The organism is Candidatus Merdisoma sp. JLR.KK011, assembly GCF_036941125.1.
GTDB lineage: Bacteria > Bacillota > Clostridia > Lachnospirales > Lachnospiraceae > Laedolimicola.
Genome location: NZ_JAYWSZ010000003.1, coordinates 1,634,211 through 1,659,706, shown reverse-complemented (window position 1 = coordinate 1,659,706; position 25,496 = coordinate 1,634,211). Strand labels below are relative to the sequence as shown.

Genomic DNA, 25,496 nt, shown 5'->3' with positions numbered 1-25,496 from the left:
GACAGCGCGGCGCGGAGGCATACCCGCGCAAAAATTAAAAGGTACTTCCAGGACCTAAAAAGCCATGCGGGGCGAGGAAGGCGCAGTATTTTCGGCGCTGAAATCGAAAAAAAATTTTGCTTTTCGTTACGCGAAGCATAGGAAGGAGGGAAAACGGAACCATGGAGCTGATAAAACGGAACCTTTCAGACCTTAAACCGGCGGAGTATAACCCGCGCAAAGCGCTGACGCCCAGCGATCCAGAATACCAGCGCATAGCCGCCAGTATAGAAGAATTTGGGTACGTTGACCCGATTATTATAAATTCAGACAATACCATCATAGGCGGCCACCAGCGCCGCACGGTTATGCTTGATTTAGGCTATACGGAGGCGGACTGCATCCTGGTGGAGATGGACAAGACCAGGGAAAAGGCGCTTAATATTGCCTTGAACAAAATAACCGGGGAGTGGGACGAGGCAGCCTTAAAAGATTTATTGATTGATTTGGATAAGGCAGACTACAACGTGAACCTTACCGGCTTCGACGGCGACGAGATCGAAAAGCTCTTTGCAGCCGTTGAGCTTACCCAGGAGGCAAACGACGACGGCTACGATCCCGAAAAGAAGCTGGCGGAGCTTACCGAGATACGGACGCGGCCCGGCGACATTTGGCAGTTAGGCAGCCACCGGCTGATGTGCGGCGACGCTACGGACCTTTCCGACGTTGAGCGGCTTATGGAGGGCGCAGCGGCAGACCTTATCATCACCGACCCGCCGTACAACGTAGACTACGAAACCAAAGACAAGAGCCTGGAGCGTTCCTATAAGCGGAACCGCACCCGGACAAATAACGAGATCCAAAACGACAAGATGAGCGATAACGCCTTTTACAGTTTTCTGTACAAGGCGTTTTGTAATTTCAGCGAAGCAGCACGGCCCGGCTGTTCGGTTTACATTTTCCACGCCGACAGCGAGGGTATAAACTTCCGAACCGCCATGAGGGAGGCGGGCTTTTACCAGGCGCAGACGCTTATATGGGAGAAAAACCAGTTTGTTATAGGCCGCCAGGATTATCACTGGAGGCATGAGCCTATTCTTTACGGTTGGAAGGAGGGCGCCGGTCATTACTTCGGAGGCGGGCGCGGGCAAGATACCGTTTTTATTGAGGACGATATAGACTTTTCAGCCATGAAGAAAGCGGAGCTTATCGCCTACATTGAGGGCATCCGGGAGAAGCTGCAGCAGGACACAACGGTCTTATACGAGAAGAAACCGGCCCGCAGCGATAAGCACCCGACAATGAAGCCCGTATCCCTTTTCGGGCGGCTAATTTCCAACAGCAGCAAGTACGGGGACAGCGTAGCTGACTTCTTCGGAGGCAGCGGGACGACGCTGATCGCTTGCGAGCAGCTAAACCGCAGCGCGTACCTTATGGAGATCAACGAAAAGTACTGCGATATTATTTTAGACCGTTGGGAGGAATACACCGGCCAGAAAGCCGTAAGAGTAAGGGAGGGCGGAGAGTAATGGCGGAAGAAAAAAACAACGGCGGCCAGTTCGTAAAGGTTGAGGTCATAGCTCAGATTTTCGGCGTTACCGTCCGGAGAGTACAGCAGCTTACCCAGGAGGGCGTAGTTAAGACTACGGAGATCCCCGGAGAGGGCAGGCGTTACGAGCTGGTGCCGACCATTAAAACGTACATTCAATATTTGAGCGATAAGGCATACGGCAAGGGGAAATCCGAAAAGGAAACGGAGTTAAGGCAGCAGAAGCTGGAGGCGGAAATCGCCTTGAAGGAAAGCCAGGGAGAGATGCACCGCATGAGGGCGGAGATCGCCGCCGGGAAATATGTTGACGTTGAGGAAGTGGCGCTGGATTACCAGAAATTTTTTGTTACGTTTAAGCGCTTCGCGTTAAGTATTCCTTCCCGGCTTGTAAGCATGATCAGCGACAGCCTGGAACCGTTGGAGGCCCGCCGCGTAGAGAAGGAGATGAATGCCGAAGTAAAGCGTATGCTTCGGGCTTTTGTTGTTTCCGGTTGCGTACCGGAGGAACCGGGGGAGAAAAAGGCAAAGAAGAACCGTGCAGAAGCCTAAACAGCTACGCATAAGAAAATACGATTGCAAGCAGTACCAAAAAGCCGCGCTTGAATACTTAAACCCCCCGGAAGAAATGACGGTATCCGAGTGGGCGGAGCAGTACAGGATGCTTGACAGCAGGACCAGCGCGGAACCAGGTCCATGGAATAACGAGCGGACGCCGTACCTTGTAGAGATAATGAATGAGCTTCTAAACTACGAAACGGAAGAAATTATTTTTTGCAAGTGTACGCAGGTAGGCGGGACGGAGGTCGAGCTTAATATGTTAGGCTACGCGATCCAGCAGGACCCCTCACCGGTTGAAGTTGTTTACCCGACGGAAACCATGGCGAACAGCGTATCGGAAAAAAGAATAAAGCCCATGATTGAAAGCACGCCGACGCTTTACAAAAAGTACGACAAGAACAGCAGCAACCTGGAGCTTGACTTTGATGATATGTTTATAAAACTTGTTTGGAGTAACAGCCCTTCCGGCCTTGCTTCCTTTGCCATGAAGTATCTTTTTCTTGACGAAGTAGACAAGTACCCAGGAGCCAGCAAGAAGGAGGCCGACCCGATCAGCCTGGCGAAAGAACGTACACACACTTTCCGAAACAGCAAGGTCTACATAACCAGCACCCCGACCATACGCACGAACCACATATGGAAGGCGAAGGAAGGGGCGGACGCGGAAAAGCATTTCTTCATACCATGCCCGCACTGCGGGGAGTTTATAGAGCTTATCTTTGACAACCTTAAGTGGCCGGGCAAGGATAAGGACCTGGTGGAAGCATACGGCGAGGAAGCCATAAAGGAGAAGCTCGGCACATTGGAGCCGGTAGACGAGTCGGAAGGCTTAAGCAACGCGGACCGGGCGGAGTTTGCCTTTTACGTTTGCCAGGAATGCGGCTGCATTATTTCAGACGCGCAGAAGCAGCAGGCCGTAAAGAAGGGACACTGGGAAACGGTAAGGCAAAGAACCCGGTTCGTAAAAAAGGTTTGCTTTTGGATAAACGTGCTTTATAGCCCCTTTGTCCGCTTTTCAGAAATTGCGAAGGAATTTATGGACAGTAAAGACGATCCGGAGCAGCTTCAAAACTTTGTAAATTCCTGGCTTGCGGAACCGTGGGAAGATACCAAGCTAAAGACCAGCAAAGAGCTGGTTTTAGATAGGCAGACGGAGCTACCGGAGTTTATAGTCCCAGGATGGGCGAAGCTACTTACCGGCGGCGTAGATGTTCAAGAGAGCTGCGTATATTGGACCATAAGAGCCTGGGGCGATTACGTTACAAGCCAGAACGTAGCCCACGGCCAGGCATACAACCTGGCTGAGGTTGAGAAAATTATGAACCTTGAATATAAGACGGAGGGCGGCGGCGTTGCAATAGTAAACCTTTGCTTCATAGACTCCGGCTACGAGGCCGACGCGGTTTACGATTTTTGCGTCGACAATATGGACTGGGCGAAACCGGCCAAAGGTTCCAGTAACCCCATGCAAAGCCATTTCAAAATAAGCACCATAAACAGAGAGGCATCCAGGGCATACGGAATGGAGCTTGTTATAGTTGACGGCGACAAGTATAAGGACATGATCGCCAGCAGGATGCATAAGAAAAACGGGCGGGCAAGTTGGATGGTTTACCAGGGCTGCGACGAGGAATACGCCGAGCAGGTAACGGCGGAGCATAAAATCCTCGTTAAGAACGGAAACAGCAAGCCCCGGCTTAAATGGGTGCCGAAGCACAGCCACGCAGACAACCATTATTTAGATGCCGAAGTATACGCTATGGCAGCAGCCGACACCATGGGCGTCCGGATGCTTCATTTGCAGGGCGAGCAGCAGCAGGCGCAGCCGGAAAAGAAGGAGCAGTACACGCCGGAGGAAGAATGGATCAGCCAAAACGAGAGCTGGCTATAGGAAGGAGGAAACCGGGTGGAACAACAGATGACAGCGCAGGAAATGCTTACCGAAGTAAATAACGCTATTTACGCTATTTGCGTAGGAGGGCAAAGTTATAAAATCGGTTCCCGGCAGCTTAACCGGGCAGACCTTAACACGCTATACAAGATTAAGAACGACCTTATGGCGCAGGCCGCCGGAACTACGCCGGGCTTTTTGGACGATTGCTACGTCGCAGTATTTGACCGGAGATAGGAGGGCAAAAGTTGAGTAATTTTTTAGACAATATAATCGGCTTCATTTCCCCGGCAGCAGGAGCCAGGCGGGAAGCGTGGCGGCAGTACCTGGACGAACAGCGCCACTATGACGCCGGAAGCTACGACCGGCTTAACGCCGGGTGGGTGGCTTATAACCAGAGCGCGGAGCAAACGGACCGTTACAGCAGGGACACGATCCGCGCAAGGGCGCGGGACCTTGAACGAAACAGCGACATGGCGAACAGCATAATCGGGGCTTACCGCCGGAACGTAGTAGGCCACGGCTGGACGCTTCGGGCGAGGACCAGCAGCGAAACCCTTAATAAAAAAATCCAGGAAGCCTGGGCGGAGTGGTGCAAGCGGAAAAATTGCGACGTAACCGAAACGCAGAGCTTTAACCAGATGCTTAGAATGGCGGAGCGCCGGAAGAAAGTAGACGGCGGAATCCTTTTTAAGAAATGCTACACCGGCGGCGGCCTTCTTCCCTTTAAGTTGCAGGCGCTGGAGGTTGACGAGCTGGACACCGGCAGAGTGGCGCCGCATAACCCGAAGTGCCGCGTTATTGGAGGAATAGAGCTTAACACCTATAACAAGCCGGTCGGCTATTGGATAAGGCAGTATAACGTAGACGGCTTCGGGCAGATCGACCCCGTATACGTTCCGGCGAAGGATATTATTTATTTCTTCACGAAGGACCGCCCGTCCCAGGTGCGCGAGATGAGCGACCTGGCCCCCACCATTACCAGGGTAAGGGACGCAAACGAGTTTATGACAGCCGTAAGCGTAAAGGAGCGTATAGCCGCCTGCCTTGCGGTTTTCGTAAAAAAGATTATTCCCACAACGGGGAATTTTGCGAGGGGCATAAACCAGGACAGCAGGCCGCGTGAGGACTACGACGGGAAGCGGATCAGCCCCGGCATGATAAAGGAGCTTAACGCCGGGGACGAGATCCAGGTCGTAAACCCGACCGGGCAGGCGACGGACGCCGCCAGCTACATCAAGCTGCAGCAGCGGCTCATAGGAGCCGGGCAGGGCTTAAGCTACGAGGCCACGAGCCGCGACATGAGTCAGAGCAATTACAGCAGCGCCCGCCAGGGAATTATTGAGGACGGCCAGACCTACATAGAGGACATAGAGCTGCTGCAGGAGGTTGTGATGGATGAGGTATACGAAACCTTCATAATTTCCGGCGTTCTTTCCGGCCTGTTCAATATTCCCGGATTTTGGGAAGATAAGCAGAAATATTTTAAGCACGAATGGGTGGCAGCCCCGAAAAAGTGGATAGACCCAGGCAAAGAAGCGACAGCTACAAAGATCGCGTTGCAGACCGGACAAAAGACATACCAGCAGATCGCGGCGGAGAACGGCAAAGACTGGAAAGAGCAGATAGACGAAACCGTCGCCGTTTTGGAATACGCCAGGGAAAAAGGCTTAGAGATGGGAGGTGTTATATTTGACAGAACAGAAGCAGACCTTACCCCTGCAGACGAAAAAGACAAGCAGGACCCGGCAGCCGTACCAGTACCCGCAGACCAGGGCGGCGGAAACCAGCCCCCAGGGCAGCCGGCAGGACAGCAGCCAGGGAACCAGCCGGCAGAACAGCCAGCAGCCGGCAACGGACAGCAGGAGGGAGAATCAAACAAGGGCGTTTAGTACGGCAACCATACGCGCTATGGAGGGCGAGGGGAACGAGCGAAAGTTTATTCTTTCCTTTTCTTCGGAAGAACCCTACGAGCGTTTCTGGGGGAAGGAGATTTTAGACCATAACCCGGCAGCCGTTGACCTTACCAGGCTTAACAGCATAGGCGTCCTTCTTTTCAACCATAACCGGGATAAGGTTATAGGCAAAATTAACCGGGCATGGATTGAGAACCAGCGCGGCATGGCTGAGGTAGAATTTGACAGCGACGAAAAAAGCGAGGTTATTTTCCAGAAGGTAAAAGGCGGGACGCTTAAGGGCGTTTCCGTTGGGTACAAGATCGGCGTGATTGAGGAAGTTATGCCGGGGAAGGTATCCACCGACGGACGCTTTAACGGCCCTTGCGACGTCGCAAGAGAGTGGATGCCTTACGAGATAAGCATAGTAAGCGTACCGGCGGACGCTACCGTCGGAGTAGGGCGTAACTTAAGGGAGCAGAAACCAAAGGCTCCGGAAACTTTAACTTGCTTTGAGGCACAGCTTCAAATAAATAAAAACAGAAAATAGGAGGTAGACCACATGACACCGAAACAGAGAAAAGAAGCCGCCATGCTGAAGCAGCAGGCCATTGTGAACGCCGCCAAAGCGGACGGGAACCGGGCGCTGACGGCGGAGGAGCAGGCACAGTTTAACGACCTGCAGCGCGAGATCGACGACGCCCAGGCAGAGATCGACGCCCAGGAAAGAGGGCTTGCAGGAGGCGCAGGAGCGCCGTCAGCGCCCCCGGCAGCATTACCCCAGGGAAACACCGCCCAGACGGCTACAGCGGCAGCAGGGGCGCCCCAGGACGGCCAGAGGGCAGCAGAGGCAGAGCGCACCCGCGCAGCGGAGATTATGGCGCTTTGCAGAGATTTTGACATTGACCCTACGGAGTACGTCCGCAACGGTTCCACCATGGAGCAGGTACGCAGCGCGATCCTTGACAGCATGAGGCAGACCGGAAGCCCGGTGGGCGTCCAGGTTACGAGGGACGAGGGCGACACGTTCAGAGAGAGAGCAACCGACGCACTTATGATGCGGGCGGGCGTTTCCGTTGAGAACCCGGCAGACGGAGCGCAGGAGCTTAGATCCATGAGCCTGCGGGATCTGGGTATTGAGTGTTTGAGCAGGGACGGGCGCGACGTAAGAACCCTTTTACGGATGGACCCCGACGAGATGTACGGCGAGCTTTGCCGCCAGTTCTACAACCCTACGTCGGCCTTTCCGGCGATCCTTGACAACACGATCCGGAAAAGCATTGTGCAGCTTTACAACGCAGTACCTACGACCTTCCAGGCATGGACCACGAAGGGCAGCCTGAAGGACTTCAAGACCACGGCAGACCACGAGTACGTGATCGGAGGCATGGGCGACTTTTTACTGGTTCCCGAAAACGGAGAGCTTAAGCCGGATAAGCCGAGGACGGAGCTGCTGCCGAACCGTAAGCTGGATACCTACGGGCGCACATTCAGCATGACCCGCCAGGCGTTTATTAACGACGACATCGGCTTTTTAACCGAGGTTCCCGGACTTTACGCCCAGGCCGCGAAGAAAACCATTGATAAGCAGGTCTACAGCTTGCTTTACAACAACGGGAAAATTTTCGACGGCGTAAACCTTTTCCACAAGAATCACGGGAACCTTATGACGACGGGAAGCAAGCCGACGCAGGCAAGCATCCAGGCGATCATATTGCAGATGCAGCACCAGAAAGACCAGTTCGGGGAAGCGATTTACATTACGCCGCAGCACATGATCGTGCCGGTTGGGTACGAATTTGAGCTTGCAGTAATTATGAGAAGCGCCCAGGTAGTAGGCAGCAACAACAACGACATTAACCCGCTGTACAACTACCCGCTTAACATCATTCAGACCCCGGTACTTAACGCCCTGGCAGGGGAAAACGAGGTGCCGTGGTTTATGGTTGCGAACACCGCAAGCGCAAAGCATATCCAGGTGGACTACTTGAACGGGCAGGAAACCCCGACCGTAAGACGCATGGAAACGCCGGGCGTTTTGGGCTTCCAGTGGGACATTTATCTTGACTGGGGTATTTCAGTAAGGGACTTCCGCGGGATTGCAAAGAACCCCGGAGCGAAGATCGAATAAGAGAAGGAGGACAAAACCATGACTAAAGCCGCATTTTGGCAGAGAGGGGAAACCCTTGATTATACAAACCCCGGTACAAGCACCATTGAAGCAAATACAGTTATTTCCTTCGGAGGGCATATCGGGATCGCCGGAACGGACATTTTACCCGGCGAAGTTGGAACGCTTCACGTTACCGGAGTATTTGAGATGCCCAAAACGGCAACCACAGCCATCGAGATGGGGGCATCCGTATATTTTGACGGTACGGGCATTACGACCGCAGCCAACGACGGAGCAACGTCGAACCCGACAGCGTACCCCCTGGCAGGCTACGCGGCGCAGGCAGCCGCCGCAGGCGATACGGCTATCCTCGTTAAGTTGGCAGGCTGATGAAGCAGCTTATAGCCGTTTCCCCGATCCTTTTTGAAAGCGTAAATTATGAGCCGGGCAACGAGCTGCCGACACATAACGCCGGGCTTGTAGAAATATGGATCGGGAACGGCGCGGCCATTTGGCAGGACAACGAGGAACCGAAGAAAAAACCGGTAAAAGGGAAAGCGCAGACAGCGCCCGCAGGTCTTACGGGCGACGCTTACCCTTCCGCCGGGCCGGAGCAGGATTTAGTAGGGAAGCCGCCGTCCAGGAGCGCAAGGGGAGCGCCGCCGGAGCCGACGAAGGGAAGGAGGAAATCCCGTGCTTAAGAAGATGGGCTTTAAGGAGCTTTTGCGCCAGGACGTAAAAAATGTTTTTCTTAACCCCGCAGAGTTTGGAGAGGAACACACCGTAAACGGGAAGCGGATGCAGATCATAATTGACGACAACGAGCTGACGGAGCGCGAGAAGCGGATGAAAAGCAACATGGACGGGATATACAAGAAGCAAACGCTTATATACGTTTCCGCTTTGGATTACGGCCCGCTTCCGGGAATCGGCAAGCCGGTCAAGATTGACGGCGCAACCTTTATCGTTACCGACAGCCTTAACGAAGGCGGCGTGTATTCCTTGCATTTGGAGGCGAATAAAAGTTGATAGAAATAAGCTACGACCGGAATATGCTGGAGCAGGTTGAACGGCGGTTAGGCAGGATGAAAAGCGAGGCGCCGAAGGCGCTAAAAAACGCGATTAACCAGACAGCCAAGCAGGCCAGGAAGGACCTGGCGACCGAAGCGCAGAAAACCTATACCGTAAAAACCGGGCGCTTCAACAAGGCAATGAGGATTAAGAACGCGACCCCGTCCAGGTTGGAGGCGACCATAAAGGCAACGGGCAAGGTTATGGGGCTGAAAGATTTTAAGGTAAGCCCCGCCACCATGCGGACCGGAGAAAACCGCCCGGAGGTAGTAAAGGCGAAAGTATTAAAATCCGGCGGCATGAAGCCCCTGCAGATGGGCAGCCTTAAAGCCTTCGTTACAAAGTTCGCAAGCGGCCATGTTGCAGTAGCGCAGCGGCGCGGAGGCGAGCGTAAACCGATTAAGACTTTTTCCGCCAACTCCATCCCGGTTATGTTGGGAAACGAAAAGCGGGTATACGGCGTAGTAAAGCCGCATATTAAAGAAAACCTTAAGCGGAACGTACAAGCCCAGGTAACAAAGATTTTGGAGGGATAAAAAGATGGTTGCTACATTTCTGCAGCAGGAGCTGGCCGACGAGCTTAAAAAGATTTTTGAAGGCTTCCGGCTTAAGAATCCGCAGGGAGAGGAAAGCGAGCTTAATATATTTGAGCAGCTTTTACCCATGCCAGAACCGGCGGCGCAGGAGGAAGCCCCTCCGGAGCTTTTAGAGAACGGCCTGGCAGAAGAACAGACAGCGCCGGACCCGTACCCGTATATAATCGTCCGGATTGCCGACGGGGAAATAAAAGACGAGAACAGCGCTCAGGATGCCAACGTAACCCTGCTTTTTGGCATATACGAACCGGACTACGACAAGCAGGGACACAAAGACATATTAAACATTATAGCCAAAATCTATGAGAGGTTCGCAAAGTACCCGGTACTTAACGGAAAGTATACAATACAGTACCCCATATTATGGACTTTGCAGGACGAAGAATCCTACCCCTTTTATTTTGGGGGCATGAACTTAACTTTTGAGATTGCGGCAATAAGAAGGGAGGACCCATACGCATGAGCGAAGCAACAGAGAAAAAGCAGACGCCCAAAAAGGCAGCGGCAAAAGAGCCGGAGAAGCAGGCGGGGATCGTGGTCTATATTGGCCCGGACATTCCCGGAGCGAAGCAGTATACGACATACAACAACGGCTTGCCGGATGCATTGAAGGACCGCGTAAAAACGCAGCCCTTTTTTAATTCACTTATTGTGCCGGTTGAAAGACTGGCGCAGGCCAGCGCGGAGCTGGCGAAGGAGGGAAGCGCCTTAAGCGTTTTCTTCAAAAGAGCAGCAGAAAGCAGAAAATAAAGGAAGGAGAGAAAAGAGATGGCCTATAATCACGGCGTAAGAATTTTAGAAAACCCTACCAGCCTTACGGCGCCGATCCTCGGTACGGCGGCTTTCCAGGTAGTAGTCGGCGTTTCCCCGGTCAATTTGGCAGCGGACCCCTATAAGGCTACCAACGAAGTGAAGCTGGCTTACAGCTTCGCGGAAGCCAGCGCAGCGGTCGGGTATTCTAATAACTTAAAAGATTACACATTAAACCAGAGCATAAGCGCGACTTTCAAAAAGTTCGCGGTTGCGCCGATTGCGCTTATTAACGTCCTCGACCCGAAGAAACATAAGGACGCGATCCCCAAAAAAAGCTACCAGGTAGACGCCCTGCAGGCGACCGTAGATATTGAGGGAATCCTGCTTGATACCTTAGTTATTGAGAGCGGGGAAACCACGCTGCAGGCGGACACGGATTATGTAACGAGCTTCGACGACAACGGCTACGCGGTTATTACGCTTCTGGAGGACGGAGCGGGAAAAGACGCGACGTCCTTAAGCGTTTCCGGCGACAAGATCGACCCGTCCAAAGTAACAAGTAACGACATTGTGGGAGGCTACAACGTAAGCACCGGCAAGGAAAGCGGCCTGGAGCTTGTACGGCAGGTTTACCCGCTTTTCGGCATGACGCCCGGCCTCATTACCGCGCCCGGCTATTCAAAAGATCCCGTTGTTGCTTCGGTTATGGCGGCGAAGTGCCTTAAGATTAACGGTATTTTCACTTGCGAGTGCATCGTTGACCTAGACAGCACCGCAGACGGAGCGACGAAGTATACGGACGTAAAGACCGTAAAGGAGAAATCCGGCTTTATAAGCGAGCATATGTCGGTGGTATGGCCGAAGGTAAGGATCGGGGACGAGGTTTATTATTTCAGCGCCATTTATTCAGCGCTGATCGCCTACGTTGACGCCAGCAACGACGACGTGCCGAACCTTTCAGCCAGCAACAAGCCTATTCCTATTACCGGCCTTTGTTTGGACGACGCCACGGACAGCGAGATCGTCGTAGACCAGGAGCAGGCGAACCTGGTAAACAGCTTCGGAGTATCCACGGCGATCAATTTTAACGGCTTCCGTTCCTGGGGAAACAACAGCGCAGCATACCCCGGAACCACGGACCCGAAGGATCGCTGGTTTTGTTGCAGGCGCTTCTTTTCCTGGTGGGGGAACAGCTTTATTTTAAGCTATTTCCAGAAGGTAGACGATCCCGCAAATACGCGGCTCATTGAGTCGATTTGCGACGCGGAAAACATCCGGGGCAATTCTTACGCAGCCCAGGGGAAGTGCGCGGGCGCAAGAATTACTTTCAACCAGGACGAGAACCCGATCACGGACATTTTGAACGGAAAAATCCAGTTCCACCAGTATCTGGCGCCGTATACACCGGCGGAGGATATTCTGAACGTATTGGAGTTTGACCCGACCATGTTAGAGGAAGCGTTAGGAGGTGGCGAGTAATATGGCTTACAATATTCCTTCAAAAATAAATTCATTCAACGTATACAAAGATGGGACGAAGCTGGTCGGCATTTCCGACGAGGTAACGCTGCCGGACTTCGAGAGCTTAACGGAAACCTTAAGCGGCCCCGGCATTTTGGGCGAGATTGACGACCCCACCCTGGGGCACTTCCAGAGCATGGAGATGGAGATCCCGTTCAGACAGATGGACAAGGATTTATTTATTCTTTCGGACGATATTTCAAGCGTTACGGTTACTTTGAGAGGTTCGATCCAGTACACCGTAAACGACACCGGAGCAACGGCCTTTAAGCCCATGCGCGTGGTAGTTCGCGGAAAGAATAAGGGCATCACCGGCGGCAAGGCGAAGCAGGGGACCGGGACGGGAAGCAGCATAAAGCTGGAGCTTCTTTATATTTTGATTGAGATCGACAACGTAACGGAGATTGAGCTTGACAAGCTCAACTTTGTTTACAAGGTACACGGCAAAGACTTATTAGAGAAAGTGAGGAAAATGTGTTGATGGATAAGGAGAAAAATTTAACCCAGGCAGCAGAGGCAGAGGCGGCAGCAGTTGAGGCAAGAAAAAAGCAGGAGATGGAGGACAACCCCTTTCTGGTATTCTTTAAGAAGCCCTTCACCTTCGAGGGAACGACCTATGAAAGCGTGGACTTAAGCGGCTTAGAGAGCTTAAGCGCAGCAGACATGATCGCGGTAAACAAGACCATTGAGCGCGGCGGAACGGTAAACGTATTACCGGAAATGTCCCTGGAATACGCCTGCCTTATTTCCGCCAGGGCAAGCGGGAAGCCCGTAGAATTTTTTAAGGCACTTCCGCCGAAGGAGGCGCTCAAGATTAAAAACCGCGTAACAAATTTTTTGTACGGCGAGGACTAAAACCCACCGACGGCTCCAGCCTTCGGAAACTTACAATACATCTTTCAATTATTTTGCGGACAGGCTTAGACGCATTAGAGAGCCTGTCCGTTTTTGAATTATTGGAGATAGCAAAGGAGGTGACGGAGATTTATGGCAGCGAGCGGCGGCAAGGAAATGGAAATCGCTATTAAAATAGCGGGCAAGGTTGAAAGTTCTTTTAAGAGCGCCATCGGAGCGGCCACAAAGGGCCTGGGCAGCATTACGAAAGCGGTCAGCGCAGCGACAGCAGCAGCGGCGGCAGCCGTAGGAGCCATAGGCATGGCTGCCATAAATACCGGTAAGGAGTTTGAAGGAGCCATGAGCCAGGTCGCCGCCACCATGCTGATCGACAAGACCACGGCGGAGGGGCAAAAGGCTTTTGAAACATTGGAGAACGCCGCCAGGGAGTGCGGGGCAAGTACAGCCTTTTCAGCGACGGAGGCGGCGGAAGCCTTGAACTATTTAGCCCTTGCAGGTTACGACGCGGACAAAGCAGCGACGGCGCTGCCGACCGTTTTAAAACTTGCAGGGGCGGGAGCCATGAGCCTGGCAAACGCCAGCGACATGGTAACGGACAGCATGAGCGCCCTGGGGATTGCAGCAACGGAAGCGAACCTTACGCAGTTTTCCGATCAGTTGGCGCAGACGGCCAGCAAGGCGAACACCAGCGTCGCGCAGTTGGGCGAAGCCATTTTAACAGTAGGCGGAACGGCAAAGGGACTCGCCGGAGGGACTACGGAACTTAACACAGCGCTCGGCATTTTGGCCGACAACGGACTAAAAGGAGCGGAAGGAGGTACACACCTTAGAAATATTATTCTTTCCTTGCAGAACCCGACGGACAAGGCGGCAGCTTCCCTGCAGAGCTTAGGCGTTGACGTATACGACGCCCAGGGGAATATGCGCGGCCTTAACGACGTATTTAAGGACTTGCAGGGAGCCATGGCCGGGATGGATAACGCCTCGAAAGACAGTATTTTGTCTACGCTATTCAATAAAACCGACCTTACGGCAGCAAACGCCATGCTTTCAAATTGCGCGGACCGGTTCGACGAGTTAAGCGCAGCGGTAGAGAACAGCGCCGGAGCTTGCGAAAATATGTACGCTATTCAGCTTGACAACCTTAACGGGGATATTGCCATCTTGAAGTCCGGCCTTGCCGATTTGGGAATCAGCATATACAAAGACCTAAACGGCCCATTACGGGAAATGACCCAGTTAGCCACCAGTATGGTCGGGGAGCTTTCCGACGCATACAAGGAAGGCGGCATGGAGGGCATGGTCGGAGCAGTAGGCGGCTGCCTTTCCGAAGTAGTAAACACAATAGCGGAATACGCCCCGCAGGTAGTAAGCATGGGCGTGGACCTTTTGGAGAACTTCATAGGAGGGATAACAGAGAACTCCGGCGCACTTGCGGACGCAGCAGCGGACGTATTGAGCGCTTTTGTTGAGGGGCTTTTTACTTTGGTTCCGCAAGTTATACTGGCCGGAATAGACCTTATAACGGAGCTTGCGGACAGCGTAACACAGCAGGCCCCGCAGCTTATAAGCAGCGGAACGCAGGCAATCACGAATTTTGTAAGCGGAATTATTCAGCGCTTGCCTTCGGTTGTTTCTACAGCATTAACGCTGGTTCAGACACTTGTAAACAGCATAGGCAGCAACGCCCCGCAGCTTTTGAGCGCGGCGATCCAGCTTATAGGCGGATTGCTGCAGGGGATTGTAACCATGCTTCCCGAAATTGCAAATATGGCGGTCCAGCTTGTAACGGGCCTTGCTTCGGCAATTTTGGAAAACGTACCTTTGCTAATTGATACGGCGGTACAGCTTGTGCTTAACCTTATAAACGGGCTTCTTTCCATGCTTCCGCAGATTTTACAAAGCGGAGTACAGCTTGTAATGAGCTTATTGCAGGGGATTATATCAGCCCTTCCGGGAATAGCGCAGGCGGGCGTCCAGCTCATACAAGGGCTTGTGCAGGGGCTTGTAAGCAACTTACCGGCCATTTTGCAGACGGCCATGCAGATGGTTATGCAGCTTATACAAGGCATTGTAACCATGCTTCCCCAGATAATTAACGAGGGTATGCAGTTAGTATTGAGCTTAGTCCAGGGAATAGCGTCGGCGCTTCCTTCGATATTACAGATGGCCGTACAGCTTGTTGTACAGTTTGTAACCGGTTTAGCTTCCATGCTTCCGACGATTGTGCAGCAGGGCCTACAGCTTATTGTAAGCCTTGTCCAGGGAATAGCGGCTAATTTACCGGCCATAGTTCAGTCAGCAGTACAAATTATTTTTTCATTGATTACGGGCTTAATCCAGGCGATACCGCAGCTTATAGCGGCCATACCCCAGGTAGTAGGCGCGATAATTGATACGATTTTAAGCACAAACTGGCTCGACGTCGGCATCCAGATTATAAAGGGATTGATTGACGGAATAGTCAGCACCGGAAAGAGCTTGTGGAACGCTATAAAAAGCCTATTCACGGGCGGAGAGGTTGACATCCCGGACACTTCCAGCCAGAGCGCGGCTGTTGTGAACAGTTACGCATCCGGAATAAACAGCAACGCCGGAACGGTAACGGCAGCAGCGAACAGCATGGCAACAAACGCTTTCAGCAGCATGGAAACAACGGGAGCAACGACAGCGGGAGCGCAGGCCGGTCAGGCATTTTCTACCGGCTTAACAGACAGCCTCGCGGCGGCGCCTATCAATACCGGGGCGCTTACGGTTGATACTTCCGCATTTACCACTACCATGACGACAGCCGGAACCCAGGGAGCGACAGCAATCGGAACCGGGATGACCGGAAACAGCCAGGCAGTAACCCAGGCGGCAACGACCATGGGGACAGACATAAACACCGCTTTAGACAGCGGATGGCAAAAGGCCAACACAAACGCGCAGACGGCAATGCAGCGCCTTGCAACGACCGTAACGGACGCGGCCCGCTCCGCAGCGAGCGCGGTAAAAGCAGCATTTGAAAATATGACCATAACGATCCCGAAGCCGAGAATACCGGTTATAAGCGTTTCAACGAACTCGGTATCCTACGGGGACGGCGGAAGCGTAAGCGTACCGCAGTTTTCCGTAAATTGGAACGCGCTGGGCGGCATTATAGACCAGCCGACCATATTTAACACGTCCGCAGGAATGCAGGGCGTAGGCGAAGCGGGGCCGGAGGCAATTCTGCCACTTGATACATTATGGGCGAAGATGAAGGAGATCTTAAACGAGGCCATCGCGGCCAGCGGCGGAGCTTCCCTTATTGACGCCTTTATCGAAAAGCTGAAGGGCATAGGAACCGGAGGCGGCGGCCAGGGTACGCCGGAGCTTGCAGGAGCAGGCGGCCCACCAATTCAGTACAGCCCGGTCTACAACCTTTACGGGAGCGCCGGGAAGGACGAGATCGCGGAGGCCGACAAGTTGAGCCAGGCAGAATTTAACAAGCTGATGAAGCAATACGAGAGAGATCGGCAGAGGCGGAATTTATAGGAGGTGGCAAAGTTGGCAGCAACATATACCACGATACAAGGGGAAACCTGGGACCAGATAGCCTATAAGGTATACGGCGGCGAGGAATACGCCGCCTTCCTTATGGCGAACAACTACCCTTTTTTGGATATTCTTGTATTTTCAGCGGGAACCGTTCTTAATACTCCAGGCTTGCCGGAGGAAGAGGACGGGGAGCTGCCTCCGTGGAGGATCGGAGCAGAGGACGACGGGGACGACGACGAGCCGGACCCTTACGACGATTTTAACGACGAGGACGAAGCGGAGGACGACGAATGACAAAAGAAACACCCAGGCAGGCGAGCGTAAACGTAACATACCAAAAAAAAGTAAAATCCAAAAAGGCGGGCGGGGCAAAGAAGCGCCCCGCGTCCGTCATGGCGGAGTACAACGAAGGCTTTTCTTATACCGATCCGGCATCCGGAGAAAGCGACACTATAAGCATAACCTTAACAAATATAGACTTGCGCTGGGCAAACAAGTGGATGCCCAAAAAAGGCGACAAGTTGACAGCTAAAATCATTGAAAAGAGCTGGGACAAGCAGGGGAAAAAGAAAACTTTCTATTGCGGCAAGTTCTGCCTTGACGATTTGAGCTACGACGGCCCGGAGTGTACCTGCACGATTGGCGGGCTTTCCGTACCGGAAGGAAACGCTTTCAGAAGCACCGGCAGGAGTAAGACCTGGAAGAAAGCGACGCTTAAGGAAGTGGGTACAGAAATAGCTAAAAAGTACCACCTTAAGCTGCACTATACCGGCGGGACAATTAAGCTCGGAACCATAGAGCAGAGCAACGAACCCGACAGCAGCTTTTTAAAAAAGGTTTGCGAAGATTACGGGATGGCCATAAAAATCTATAGCGGGAAAATTGTTATTTACGACAAGGGCGCCTTTGAGGCGAGAAAGCCCGTTGCAACCTTGAAGCCCGTAGACCTGCAGGACTGGCACTACAACACCACCCTGGTCGGGACGTATACGGGCGCCCGCATAAAGTACACTTCCGGCAAAGACGACAAGGAGATGAAATGCGTTGTCGGCAGCGGGAAGCGCATACTTAACATTAACGAGAAGGTCGAGAGCTTGCAGGAGGCACAGCTTAAAGCCTGCGCCAAAGTAAACGCCGAGAACGAAAAGGCCGTAACGATGAGCGTTACCATCATGGCGAACAACCGGATCGCAGCGGGAAGCACGATACGGATAAAAGGGCTTTACGAGCTTTCCGGGAAATACTTTGTTGACAAGGTAACGCACAACATAGGGACGGACGCAGCATACACCATGAGCCTGGAATTGCACCGCTGCCAGAAGCGCATAACAAAAGCTACGGTTATGAAGGAATACCAGGGGCAGAAAAAGGCAGTTGCTACAAAGAAGGCAACCGCGCCGCCAGCAGCAACGGAAGCGCTCGCCGTGGGCGATAAGGTTATCGTAAACGGCCCGGCATATTGGGGCGGAAACGGCGGCAAGGCAAACCAGTGCAGCAACATGACGATGTACATTACGCAGATTTTAGGAGGCGGCTATAAATACCAGTACGGCGTGGCAAAGCGTAAGGGCGGGACCCGGTACGGCTGGTGCGATAAAGGCAGCCTTAAGAAAGCATAAGGAGGCGGGAGGCATTGAGCGACGGAGGAAACAGAATCGGAACCGTAAGCAGCGTAGACGCGGACACGGGAATGGTAAGCGTTGTCTTTGAGGACCGGGACGGCGAGGTCACGGAGCTACTACCCTACGCCACCTTTAACGAAGAATATAAGCTGCCGCAGTTGGGCGCGAAGGTTGTCGTTATTCACTTGAGCAACGGCGGGGAGATGGGGATCATCTTAGGGACCTATTGGAACGAATACAACGCAGCAGGGAACCCCGGAACCTTCCATAAGGACCTGGGCGGCGGCGCCTATATAAATTACAAAGATGGCGTATTGACGCTGGCGTCGGAGCATACCGTCATAGCTTCTTTAGACGGCAGCGAAACACACCAGGGCGCAGACGTTGAAACAATTCTTCTGAAGCTACACGACCACGAAAAGAGGATCGCAGCTTTAGAGAAGGCCGTAGGAGTAGGGAAGGGGGTAGTTGAATGGCCATAGGACACATCGGGAAAACGGTTGTATTTGAAACCAGCGACCGGAAAATCCTTAATTTTACAAAGATGCAGCGAACCGTAAAGGGGCGCTGGGCTTCCCATTCCCGCATAGGCAAGAAGCCGAAAAAACAGTTTTTAGGCCCGGACGCCGATCAATTAACTTTCAGCATTACATTGAACGCGGAACACGGAGTGCGGCCACGAAAGACCATAGAAAACATAGAGAAGCTGATCCGGACGGGGAAGCCCCAGACCGTAGTTATTGGCAGTAAAAAAGTCGGTTCCAACAAATACGCCATAACGGAGATCAGCGAGAGCTGGGAAACCATTCTAAACAAGGGCGAGGTCGTAAAAATTACTTGCGACATTACCCTGGAGGAATACTTATAAAGGGAAGGAGGCGGCCAGATGTTCAACGCACCGGAGGTGGCTATAATTGGCTTCGACTACCTTAACGCGACGGAGCTGGAGGAAATGCAAAGAAACCTTGATTTACTTTACAGCACCAGGGCTGGCACTTGCCCAGGCGACCGTAATTTTGGTTTGGAGCAGACCTTTGAGAGCTGCCCGACCAACGTGGCGCAAAATCTTTTTGCATTGGAAGTAATAGAGAAAACGGAGATATACGAAAATAAGGCGGAAGTATTAAGCATTGAGTACACGCAGGCTGAGGACGGAAACCTGACTCCGAAAATAACCATCGGCCAAAAGGAGCCGGACGACACCGACGAGGACGCCGACACCGACGCGGAAAACCAGGAATAAGGGAGGTGGTAGACATTGTCGGACATTCTTAACACAATAGATAATTTACCGGATATCAGCTTTATAGACGGGCTTACTTTGGAGGACTTGCAGAGCCAGATGTTAAGCGACTTCATGGAGAAGTACCAGGAGGTCACCGGGAAGAAAATACAGCTTTCAAAATCGGACCCGAACCGCATTATTATGCTTTCTTGCGCTCAAATAATTTACCAGGGCTTGCAGAACGTAGACAAGGCGGGCAAGATGAATTTTCTTAAATACGCCTACGACGACTACCTGGAGAATATGGGGGCTCTTAAGAAGGTAACGAGGAACCCGGCGAAGTTCGCGCAGGTTCCGGTCAAGTTCACGCTTTCCGGGAAAAGGGAGGCGGCCACCAGCATCCCCCAGGGGACCAGGGTAACGGCGGCCTACGAGGTTTACTTTGCTACGATTGAGTACGCGGAGATCCCGGCAGGGGAAACGGAAATAACAGTTATGACGGAATGCACCGAGGCCGGGACGATTGGAAACGACTTTGCAGCCGGAGAGCTTACGACGCTGGTGGACCCTATAGGCTTTATTTCAAAAGTATCCAACACGGAGAAAAGCACCGGAGGGACAGAGGTGGAGTCCGACCAGAACATGGCAGAAAGAATTTACCTTGCACCTTCCAGCTATTCAACCGCAGGACCGGACGACGCCTATGAGTACTGGGTAAAGGATAGCAACCCGAACATAGGGGATGTTAAAATAACCAGCCCGACACCCGGCGTCGTAGATATACGCTTTGTTATGACAGACGGGACGGTCCCGGACGATACCACAATAGCAGCAACTACGGCAGCAGTAACCCAGAGAGGGAAACGCCCGCTTACGGACCATGTACAAGTAAAGAAGCCGGAAATTGAGGAATACAGCATAGACGTGACATATTACATTAACACCAGCGACAGCAACGCGGCCACGGCCATCCAGGCGCAGGTGGAAAGCGCCGTAGAAAAGTATAAGTTATGGCAGGCTTCCAAAGTTGGCCGGGACATTAACCCGGACGAGCTGGTCGCCAACATAAACGACGCAGGAGCCAAAAGGGCGGTCGTAAGGGCGCCGGTCTTCCGCGTTATAGGCGAAACGGCGAAGGCCCAGTGTACCGGCGTAAACGTAATTTACGGAGGGCTTGAAGATGATTAGTTACTACGACGGGCAAATAACAGACATTCTGCCCGGAAACATAACCAAAAAGCCGGAAGTAAAGGCGTTAAGCTACGCCCTGCAGCAAGCCTGCCGCCTTCTTTACCGATACAGCAGGCGCTTATATATTTATACAAGTTTGGACGAGCAGCCGGAGGAAGTTATAGACCTTCTGGCTTCGGAGCTTCGCACCCAGTATTACCGGAGTACCCTGGACCTTGACACGAAGCGGCGGCTTGTAAAAAATACGCTTATTTGGTATATGAGCGCAGGAACCCCGGAGGCCGTAGAGGAACTCGTAGCGGTTGTTTTCGGGGAGGGCGAAGTAAAAGAGTGGTACGAGTACAGCGACGATCCTTATTACTTCAAAATTGCCACCAACGCCATATTAACGCCGGAGATGAACGACTTTTTTTCAATCATGATACGGCGGGTAAAGAATACCCGGTCACACCTTCGGGCGATTGACATCCACCGGACCATAGATCAAGAGCTTTTCGCAGGCGTAGGACAATTCCCGAACTACCGGCCCCCTGCAGTTATTGACGGCTACAGCGTAGACCGGAGGGCGGAGCAGATCATACACGCCGGAGCAGCTACGCGCCAGGAGAACCGCCCTGCTGCCATTTTGGACGGCTTTAAGGTTGAGGGTAAGGAAATCACCGGCGAAGTATTCACGGGCGCAGCAGGAGCCACCAGGACGCGCCAGGCGGCCATTGTGGACGGTTTTAGCTTCGAGGGTAAGCAAGTCATAGGGGAAGCGTATATAGGCGGCGCTGTGGCGGCCACAGAGCGCCAGGCGGCCATTATAGAAGGTTTGGAGGAACACGCGGAACCGGTAGAAGCCCAGGCACACGCCGGAGCTGCAGCAGGCCCAGGAGCGCCACAGAAACCGGCAGCAGTACGGGAGGGCTTAAGCACCCAGGGGCAGACCGTAATAGGGACTATTTCAGCCGGATCGGCGGCTGGTAGTAAATACAAAAATATTGTAAGAGAATAGGAGGAAACAAGATGCCACAGCCATTTAACAACGCAGTCATGACCAACGCGGGGGCGCGGCTTCTTACCAGGGCGCAGGCCGGGGAAATTAAAATAGAGTTTACCCGGATCGCCACCGGAAACGGAAGCTACACCGCAGCGGAAAAAACGCTGGATGCCTTGCAGAAGCGCACGGCCTTAAAATCGCTTAAGAATAGCTATCCCCTTTCGGATATTGACATATTCAGCGATTACAGCGTGAAGGTAACGGCGCTCATTACGAACCAGGACCCCGTAACGGGGCAGACGCTTGTAAACGCCGGGTACTACATTAACGAGATGGGCTTGTACGCCAAAGTAAAGGACGGGGCAAGCAGCACCGAAGTGCTTTACAGCATCACCACGACCGCAGGGGACAACGGCGACTTTATGCCGCCCTACAACGGCTATAACCCGGCGCAGATTACGCAGGATTATTTTGCAACCGTAAACAACAGTGCGGAGGTAACGATCAACAGCACCGGCGCGGCCCTTCTTGTTGAGGATGCAAACAAGATTAAGGACGACGCCACGAACCAGAAGTACAAGCTGGGAATTGATAACGGCTTGATTTATATTCAGGAGGTAGACGAGTAATGGGAGAAAAAATTTATATTGCAGACAAGGAAACGCTGGACAAGGTTTATAATATTTTGGCTTCCGATCCGGTTTTCGGATTTATTGAGCATAACAATATTTTAAGCCCCGGCAGCCGGATCGAGTACATCGGGCTTAACAAGGATTACGCGCCCCTGGTAAGGAATAAAACCAACGGAAGCATGGCCTTGAATAGTTGGGCGGACTTCCCGCTCATTAAGGCGAATAAGCCTTACATGGTTCGGGCAGACGGCACGCCGGACTACAGACTGAAGGAAACGGACTACACCCAGCGCGAGAGCGGCGGAGCTTCCGACGTTGCAAACAGCAACTACAACGGCGGCGCCTTTTCGTGGCTCATGAAGATTTATAAGAACGAAGAAATGGTAGGCGACGACCGGATCGTGCGCTTTTCCTTTACCGCCCGCGACGGGTATGAGCCGGTGGGCTTCATTGACCCGAACAATAAGGAGCTGGAGGGCGTATGGCTTCCCATGTATTACGGTTCCATTTTGGGCGCGGACGGAGCCACGCCGAGGATGGTAAGCCTTTCCGGTATGCAGCCGCACCACACGAAGGACACGGCAGCGCAGAAAACGGCAATTACTAATTTCAGCAGCCGGGCGGTATTCCTGGGCGGGCCGATTGTAGAAACCATTACCGACCTTCTTATTATGTTCGCAAAGACCACGAACCTGCAGGAAGCCTATGGGTACGGAAATTGTGCAGGCTACGACGCCAGCCAGTCCCCGACCTACGGAGTAAAGCAGAACGCCGTAGTGGGCGGCGGGCAGTTCTACGGAACCGACGATCAGCACAGCCTTAACAAGATTTTCCACAGCATAGTCCTGGGCAGCTACCAGCAGTGGATGCGCGACCCTTACGAAGTAGTTGTAAACGGGCGGGTGAAGGTAAGCAAAAATTACACCTACGACCCGACCGGGGCAGCATATACGGACACGGGGATCGTCGTACCGGACAATAAGACCTGGGACACGAACCACAACGCCCTGGACTACCCGGCCCATTTCAGAACCGTTCCGGGGTACGGCAGTATCCCGGCTTTAGGAATGGACGGAGGGAGCAGCGCGACCGGAGGATGCGACGGCTTATGGAGAAAAGACCCGAAGCAGACTTTCACGGGCGTCTGCCTACGGTTCGGTTCTTGCAACTATGGGCTTTATTGCGGCTTGCGGGCGCGGGATTGGGGCAACACGGCCGCGAATGCGGGCTGGGGCATCGGCGCCGCCGATCTTCTTTTGCCACCTGTCGGCGTAGCCGTATAAGGGGGGACCGGGGGCGCGAAGCACTCCCCCGGAAGATACCGGAGCTTTGAAGCAGCGTAAATTATAAACAACAAAATATAAGGGGATAGGGACGGCGTCACCTGGGGGCGTCTGCCTACGGTTCGGTAATTGCAACAATGGGCTTAATTGCGGCTTGCGGGCGCGGAATTGGAACAACACAGCCACGAATGCGAACTGGAACATCGGCGCCGCCTTTATTCTATTCATACGGAGTATTAACTTAAAGCCGTCCCTATTCCTACACCCCTGGGCGTTGAAATACGCCTTAACCGCCATAATTGGAAGGGTAAGTGGTAAATTAACTTGATACAGGGCGCACGGTAAAGCGGTCGCACCTGCCGTGCGTAGAGGATAGAAGAAAAAATATTCTTATAGGAGTATTGCTTATGCGGAGGAAGGAGCTGTGGCGGAAGGCAGAGGAAACCGCCCAGGAAAAAGGCGTAAAACAATACAAATATTTGTATCGACGGATGCTTGACGAAAATATTATACGGAAGGCATACAAGAAGCTGCGGAAGGGCAAAACGAAGCGAAAAGAGATACAGCAGATAGACGCCGATTTGGATAACGAAGTCGCCGCCATGCGGCGCATGATAGAGAACACGAAACCGCCGGACGTTCCGGTGGAACACCCGGAACTGGCATACAGACCGAAAAGACGAACCCCGAAACTTATAAGAGAAAAGGGGAAGCTCCGGAAGATTTTTATGCCGGAGATACACGAGCAATGGCTACACCACATAATCGTCCTTATTTTGGAGCCGATTATAACGGCCACGGCTTACCCATATTCCTGCGGCAGCTTCCCGAAGCGGGGCGCCCATTACGGAAAGAAGCGGCTTTTAAAAATTATACGGGGCGGAAAGAATATCCGAAACTTTGCAAAGATAGACATCCGCCATTTTTACGACAGCATACGCCTGGACATTCTTATGCGGGAGCTTCGCATAAGAATAAAAGACGAGCTTTTTCTTTACATAGTTGAGCTTTGCTTACAAGGCTTTAAGAAGGGAATACCCCTGGGCTTCTACATTTCCCAGTGGCTGGCAAATTATTTGTTGGAGCCGCTGGATCACTTCATAACGGACAAGCTGGGAATACCGAACCTTATCCGCTATATGGATGATATTGTTTTAGGACACGACAACAAAAAGAAGTTGCACCAGGCAATAGTAGAAATTAAGAAATTCATAGGGCGGAGGTTCCGGCTGAAGCTGAAGCGAAACTACCAGGTCTTTAAGTTCAACTACCAGAAGAAGAACGGGAAGGTCGTAGGGCGCGTTATTGATTTTATGGGCTTCCTTTTCTTCCGCAACCGGACAACGATGCGGAAAGCTATTATGCTTTCAGCCACCAGGCTGGCCAGCAAGCTACACGCAGCAAAGGAAGCCGGGAGGGGATATTTTAAGAAACACTTAGAGGCAATGTTAAGCTATATGGGCTGGTTCAGTTGTACGGACACTTACGACGCATACCAGGACTATATAAAGCCTTACATAAAAGTAAGACAGCTTAAGAAAATTATTTCAAAATTGACAAGGAGGGCAAACAGAAATGAAGCAGTGGACACAGGAACGAAGCGCAAGCCGGCCGGCAGAATTGCAGCTTGTGGCGCCTGATACTTTCATCCAGCGCCGGAACATTCAGCAGGAGGAACACGAAGCCACGGAGCAGGCGGCAGCCTATACGGACTTCGTATGCGAGAGCCGGGAGATCAGCGTCGGAGAGTACGAGATGCTTAAGAGCATAGAGGAAATCCGGACGGACGAGGCAGTGAGCGCAGCTATTGACGAGTACACGATGCAGCTTATGGAAGGAGGGCTTTTATAATGGCTTCGATTTTAGTAAACAGCCTTAAGAGGCTTTATGCAGCAGGCAGAGTCACCAGGGAACAGATCGGGGAACGGGTAGAGAAGGGAACCATCACCGAAGCCGATTACCAGGAGATCACGGGGGAGGAATATGGAGAATAGGAGCAGCGGCCCGCTGGAGATAGTAGAGCAGCAGAACGCCATTATAAGAATCCAGAGCGGCGTTATTGACGAGCTTTTCTTGCTTCTTATGCAACACATAAGCGCAGAAGAAGCGGACGGCCTTCCGTGTATTGCCAGGATTAACCAGGCGGCGGAAATCCGGGCGGGAATCGGCTTAGACTAATATTTCTACACTAAAAGGCAAAAGGCCCAGGAAACGGCGCAGGACGCGCCGTGGAAGGGGCTTATTTTATTGCAAGAAGG

General features: G+C 52.7%; 29 protein-coding genes and 1 pseudogene. All 30 read left to right on the top strand.

Going from position 1 to position 25,496, the window contains the following annotated elements; translation table 11 throughout:
* Positions 1-161 precede the first annotated feature (161 nt).
* The 30 genes and pseudogenes from VV089_RS08975 to VV089_RS08830 all read left to right on the top strand — a co-directional run bounded on the left by VV089_RS08975 (position 162) and on the right by VV089_RS08830 (position 25,416).
* The gene (locus VV089_RS08975; RefSeq protein WP_334335655.1) at positions 162-1,508 is read left to right on the top strand and encodes a site-specific DNA-methyltransferase; all 1,347 of its coding nucleotides are present in this window, start codon (positions 162-164) and stop codon (positions 1,506-1,508) included.
* Positions 1,508-2,077: a hypothetical protein gene (locus tag VV089_RS08970; RefSeq protein WP_162226814.1), complete on the top strand. Its 570-nt coding sequence runs from the start codon at positions 1,508-1,510 to the stop codon at positions 2,075-2,077. The genes VV089_RS08975 and VV089_RS08970 overlap by 1 nt, the downstream gene beginning before the upstream one ends.
* The gene (locus VV089_RS08965; RefSeq protein WP_334335654.1) at positions 2,064-3,977 is read left to right on the top strand and encodes a terminase gpA endonuclease subunit; all 1,914 of its coding nucleotides are present in this window, start codon (positions 2,064-2,066) and stop codon (positions 3,975-3,977) included. Before VV089_RS08970 ends, VV089_RS08965 begins: the two co-directional genes overlap by 14 nt.
* A 15-nt stretch (positions 3,978-3,992) precedes the next feature.
* Positions 3,993-4,214, top strand: coding sequence for a peptidylprolyl isomerase (locus VV089_RS08960; protein ID WP_334335653.1), 222 nt, complete (start codon positions 3,993-3,995; stop codon positions 4,212-4,214).
* An 11-nt stretch (positions 4,215-4,225) separates the two neighbouring features.
* Positions 4,226-5,869, top strand: coding sequence for a phage portal protein (locus VV089_RS08955; RefSeq protein ID WP_334335652.1), 1,644 nt, complete (start codon positions 4,226-4,228; stop codon positions 5,867-5,869).
* Between the two features lie 19 nt (positions 5,870-5,888).
* Positions 5,889-6,422, top strand: coding sequence for an HK97 family phage prohead protease (locus VV089_RS08950; RefSeq protein WP_120484840.1), 534 nt, complete (start codon positions 5,889-5,891; stop codon positions 6,420-6,422).
* Positions 6,423-6,434: 12 nt separating this feature from the next.
* A complete protein-coding gene (locus VV089_RS08945) occupies positions 6,435-8,003 on the top strand; it encodes a phage major capsid protein (protein WP_120484839.1) in 1,569 nt (522 codons plus the stop codon).
* Between the two features lie 18 nt (positions 8,004-8,021).
* Positions 8,022-8,375, top strand: coding sequence for a DUF2190 family protein (locus VV089_RS08940; RefSeq protein WP_120484838.1), 354 nt, complete (start codon positions 8,022-8,024; stop codon positions 8,373-8,375).
* Positions 8,375-8,686, top strand: a complete 312-nt coding sequence (locus tag VV089_RS08935; protein ID WP_334335651.1) for a hypothetical protein — start codon at positions 8,375-8,377, stop codon at positions 8,684-8,686. The genes VV089_RS08940 and VV089_RS08935 overlap by 1 nt, the downstream gene beginning before the upstream one ends.
* On the top strand, positions 8,679-9,014 hold the full coding sequence (locus VV089_RS08930; protein WP_243126724.1) for a hypothetical protein: 336 nt from the start codon (positions 8,679-8,681) through the stop codon (positions 9,012-9,014). Before VV089_RS08935 ends, VV089_RS08930 begins: the two co-directional genes overlap by 8 nt.
* Positions 9,011-9,592, top strand: a complete 582-nt coding sequence (locus VV089_RS08925; RefSeq protein ID WP_120484836.1) for a phage tail protein — start codon at positions 9,011-9,013, stop codon at positions 9,590-9,592. Before VV089_RS08930 ends, VV089_RS08925 begins: the two co-directional genes overlap by 4 nt.
* Positions 9,593-9,596: 4 nt before the next feature.
* A complete protein-coding gene (locus VV089_RS08920) occupies positions 9,597-10,115 on the top strand; it encodes a hypothetical protein (protein ID WP_120484835.1) in 519 nt (172 codons plus the stop codon).
* On the top strand, positions 10,112-10,402 hold the full coding sequence (locus VV089_RS08915; RefSeq protein WP_334335650.1) for a hypothetical protein: 291 nt from the start codon (positions 10,112-10,114) through the stop codon (positions 10,400-10,402). Before VV089_RS08920 ends, VV089_RS08915 begins: the two co-directional genes overlap by 4 nt.
* Before the next feature lie 18 nt (positions 10,403-10,420).
* Positions 10,421-11,884: a phage tail sheath family protein gene (locus VV089_RS08910; RefSeq protein WP_334335649.1), complete on the top strand. Its 1,464-nt coding sequence runs from the start codon at positions 10,421-10,423 to the stop codon at positions 11,882-11,884.
* A gap of 1 nt (position 11,885) precedes the next feature.
* Positions 11,886-12,407 carry a phage major tail tube protein gene (locus VV089_RS08905; RefSeq protein ID WP_120484832.1) on the top strand — a complete coding sequence of 174 codons (522 nt, stop codon included), beginning with the start codon at positions 11,886-11,888 and terminating at the stop codon, positions 12,405-12,407.
* Positions 12,407-12,781: a phage tail assembly protein gene (locus tag VV089_RS08900; RefSeq protein WP_120484831.1), complete on the top strand. Its 375-nt coding sequence runs from the start codon at positions 12,407-12,409 to the stop codon at positions 12,779-12,781. Before VV089_RS08905 ends, VV089_RS08900 begins: the two co-directional genes overlap by 1 nt.
* Before the next feature lie 132 nt (positions 12,782-12,913).
* Positions 12,914-14,053 (top strand): annotated as a pseudogene (locus tag VV089_RS25235) (phage tail tape measure protein); the annotation flags it as partial.
* Positions 14,054-16,312: 2,259 nt separating this feature from the next.
* Entirely contained in the window at positions 16,313-16,597 is a 285-nt protein-coding gene (locus VV089_RS08890) for a tail protein X (protein WP_334335647.1), read from the top strand.
* Positions 16,594-17,922 (top strand): phage late control D family protein, encoded by a 1,329-nt coding sequence (locus VV089_RS08885; protein WP_334335646.1) that lies wholly within the window; start codon positions 16,594-16,596, stop codon positions 17,920-17,922. The genes VV089_RS08890 and VV089_RS08885 overlap by 4 nt, the downstream gene beginning before the upstream one ends.
* Before the next feature lie 14 nt (positions 17,923-17,936).
* Positions 17,937-18,407 (top strand): hypothetical protein, encoded by a 471-nt coding sequence (locus VV089_RS08880; protein ID WP_207656161.1) that lies wholly within the window; start codon positions 17,937-17,939, stop codon positions 18,405-18,407.
* The gene (locus tag VV089_RS08875) at positions 18,398-18,793 is read left to right on the top strand and encodes a phage tail protein (protein WP_135976339.1); all 396 of its coding nucleotides are present in this window, start codon (positions 18,398-18,400) and stop codon (positions 18,791-18,793) included. Before VV089_RS08880 ends, VV089_RS08875 begins: the two co-directional genes overlap by 10 nt.
* An 18-nt stretch (positions 18,794-18,811) precedes the next feature.
* Positions 18,812-19,168, top strand: a complete 357-nt coding sequence (locus VV089_RS08870; RefSeq protein ID WP_334335645.1) for a hypothetical protein — start codon at positions 18,812-18,814, stop codon at positions 19,166-19,168.
* Positions 19,169-19,183: 15 nt separating this feature from the next.
* Entirely contained in the window at positions 19,184-20,338 is a 1,155-nt protein-coding gene (locus tag VV089_RS08865; RefSeq protein WP_334335644.1) for a baseplate assembly protein, read from the top strand.
* Positions 20,331-21,338, top strand: a complete 1,008-nt coding sequence (locus VV089_RS08860; protein ID WP_334335643.1) for a phage tail protein — start codon at positions 20,331-20,333, stop codon at positions 21,336-21,338. The genes VV089_RS08865 and VV089_RS08860 overlap by 8 nt, the downstream gene beginning before the upstream one ends.
* A gap of 11 nt (positions 21,339-21,349) precedes the next feature.
* A complete protein-coding gene (locus tag VV089_RS08855) occupies positions 21,350-21,952 on the top strand; it encodes a hypothetical protein (protein WP_334335642.1) in 603 nt (200 codons plus the stop codon).
* Positions 21,952-23,238 carry a hypothetical protein gene (locus tag VV089_RS08850; RefSeq protein ID WP_334335641.1) on the top strand — a complete coding sequence of 429 codons (1,287 nt, stop codon included), beginning with the start codon at positions 21,952-21,954 and terminating at the stop codon, positions 23,236-23,238. The genes VV089_RS08855 and VV089_RS08850 overlap by 1 nt, the downstream gene beginning before the upstream one ends.
* Before the next feature lie 407 nt (positions 23,239-23,645).
* Positions 23,646-24,878 (top strand): RNA-directed DNA polymerase, encoded by a 1,233-nt coding sequence (locus tag VV089_RS08845; protein ID WP_334335640.1) that lies wholly within the window; start codon positions 23,646-23,648, stop codon positions 24,876-24,878.
* The gene (locus tag VV089_RS08840) at positions 24,814-25,089 is read left to right on the top strand and encodes a hypothetical protein (RefSeq protein ID WP_146040051.1); all 276 of its coding nucleotides are present in this window, start codon (positions 24,814-24,816) and stop codon (positions 25,087-25,089) included. The genes VV089_RS08845 and VV089_RS08840 overlap by 65 nt, the downstream gene beginning before the upstream one ends.
* The gene (locus tag VV089_RS08835) at positions 25,089-25,232 is read left to right on the top strand and encodes an XkdX family protein (protein WP_103240105.1); all 144 of its coding nucleotides are present in this window, start codon (positions 25,089-25,091) and stop codon (positions 25,230-25,232) included. The genes VV089_RS08840 and VV089_RS08835 overlap by 1 nt, the downstream gene beginning before the upstream one ends.
* Positions 25,222-25,416 (top strand): hypothetical protein, encoded by a 195-nt coding sequence (locus VV089_RS08830; protein ID WP_103240104.1) that lies wholly within the window; start codon positions 25,222-25,224, stop codon positions 25,414-25,416. The genes VV089_RS08835 and VV089_RS08830 overlap by 11 nt, the downstream gene beginning before the upstream one ends.
* Positions 25,417-25,496 lie beyond the last annotated feature (80 nt).

Bases quoted from the DNA above. Each gene is read 5' to 3' on its own strand.
- VV089_RS08905 (WP_120484832.1), top strand. From the start codon at position 11,886: ATGGCTTACAATATTCCTTCAAAAATAAATTCATTCAACGTATACAAA.
- VV089_RS08885 (WP_334335646.1), top strand. From the start codon at position 16,594: ATGACAAAAGAAACACCCAGGCAGGCGAGCGTAAACGTAACATACCAA.
- VV089_RS08845 (WP_334335640.1), top strand. From the start codon at position 23,646: ATGCGGAGGAAGGAGCTGTGGCGGAAGGCAGAGGAAACCGCCCAGGAA.
- VV089_RS08870 (WP_334335645.1), top strand. From the start codon at position 18,812: ATGTTCAACGCACCGGAGGTGGCTATAATTGGCTTCGACTACCTTAAC.
- VV089_RS08940 (WP_120484838.1), top strand. From the start codon at position 8,022: ATGACTAAAGCCGCATTTTGGCAGAGAGGGGAAACCCTTGATTATACA.
- VV089_RS08970 (WP_162226814.1), top strand. From the start codon at position 1,508: ATGGCGGAAGAAAAAAACAACGGCGGCCAGTTCGTAAAGGTTGAGGTC.
- VV089_RS08830 (WP_103240104.1), top strand. From the start codon at position 25,222: ATGGAGAATAGGAGCAGCGGCCCGCTGGAGATAGTAGAGCAGCAGAAC.
- VV089_RS08935 (WP_334335651.1), top strand. From the start codon at position 8,375: ATGAAGCAGCTTATAGCCGTTTCCCCGATCCTTTTTGAAAGCGTAAAT.
- VV089_RS08900 (WP_120484831.1), top strand. From the start codon at position 12,407: ATGGATAAGGAGAAAAATTTAACCCAGGCAGCAGAGGCAGAGGCGGCA.
- VV089_RS08920 (WP_120484835.1), top strand. From the start codon at position 9,597: ATGGTTGCTACATTTCTGCAGCAGGAGCTGGCCGACGAGCTTAAAAAG.
- VV089_RS08945 (WP_120484839.1), top strand. From the start codon at position 6,435: ATGACACCGAAACAGAGAAAAGAAGCCGCCATGCTGAAGCAGCAGGCC.
- VV089_RS08855 (WP_334335642.1), top strand. From the start codon at position 21,350: ATGCCACAGCCATTTAACAACGCAGTCATGACCAACGCGGGGGCGCGG.
- VV089_RS08860 (WP_334335643.1), top strand. From the start codon at position 20,331: ATGATTAGTTACTACGACGGGCAAATAACAGACATTCTGCCCGGAAAC.
- VV089_RS08850 (WP_334335641.1), top strand. From the start codon at position 21,952: ATGGGAGAAAAAATTTATATTGCAGACAAGGAAACGCTGGACAAGGTT.
- VV089_RS08915 (WP_334335650.1), top strand. From the start codon at position 10,112: ATGAGCGAAGCAACAGAGAAAAAGCAGACGCCCAAAAAGGCAGCGGCA.
- VV089_RS08875 (WP_135976339.1), top strand. From the start codon at position 18,398: ATGGCCATAGGACACATCGGGAAAACGGTTGTATTTGAAACCAGCGAC.
- VV089_RS08975 (WP_334335655.1), top strand. From the start codon at position 162: ATGGAGCTGATAAAACGGAACCTTTCAGACCTTAAACCGGCGGAGTAT.
- VV089_RS08910 (WP_334335649.1), top strand. From the start codon at position 10,421: ATGGCCTATAATCACGGCGTAAGAATTTTAGAAAACCCTACCAGCCTT.
- VV089_RS08840 (WP_146040051.1), top strand. From the start codon at position 24,814: ATGAAGCAGTGGACACAGGAACGAAGCGCAAGCCGGCCGGCAGAATTG.
- VV089_RS08835 (WP_103240105.1), top strand. From the start codon at position 25,089: ATGGCTTCGATTTTAGTAAACAGCCTTAAGAGGCTTTATGCAGCAGGC.
- VV089_RS08950 (WP_120484840.1), top strand. From the start codon at position 5,889: ATGGAGGGCGAGGGGAACGAGCGAAAGTTTATTCTTTCCTTTTCTTCG.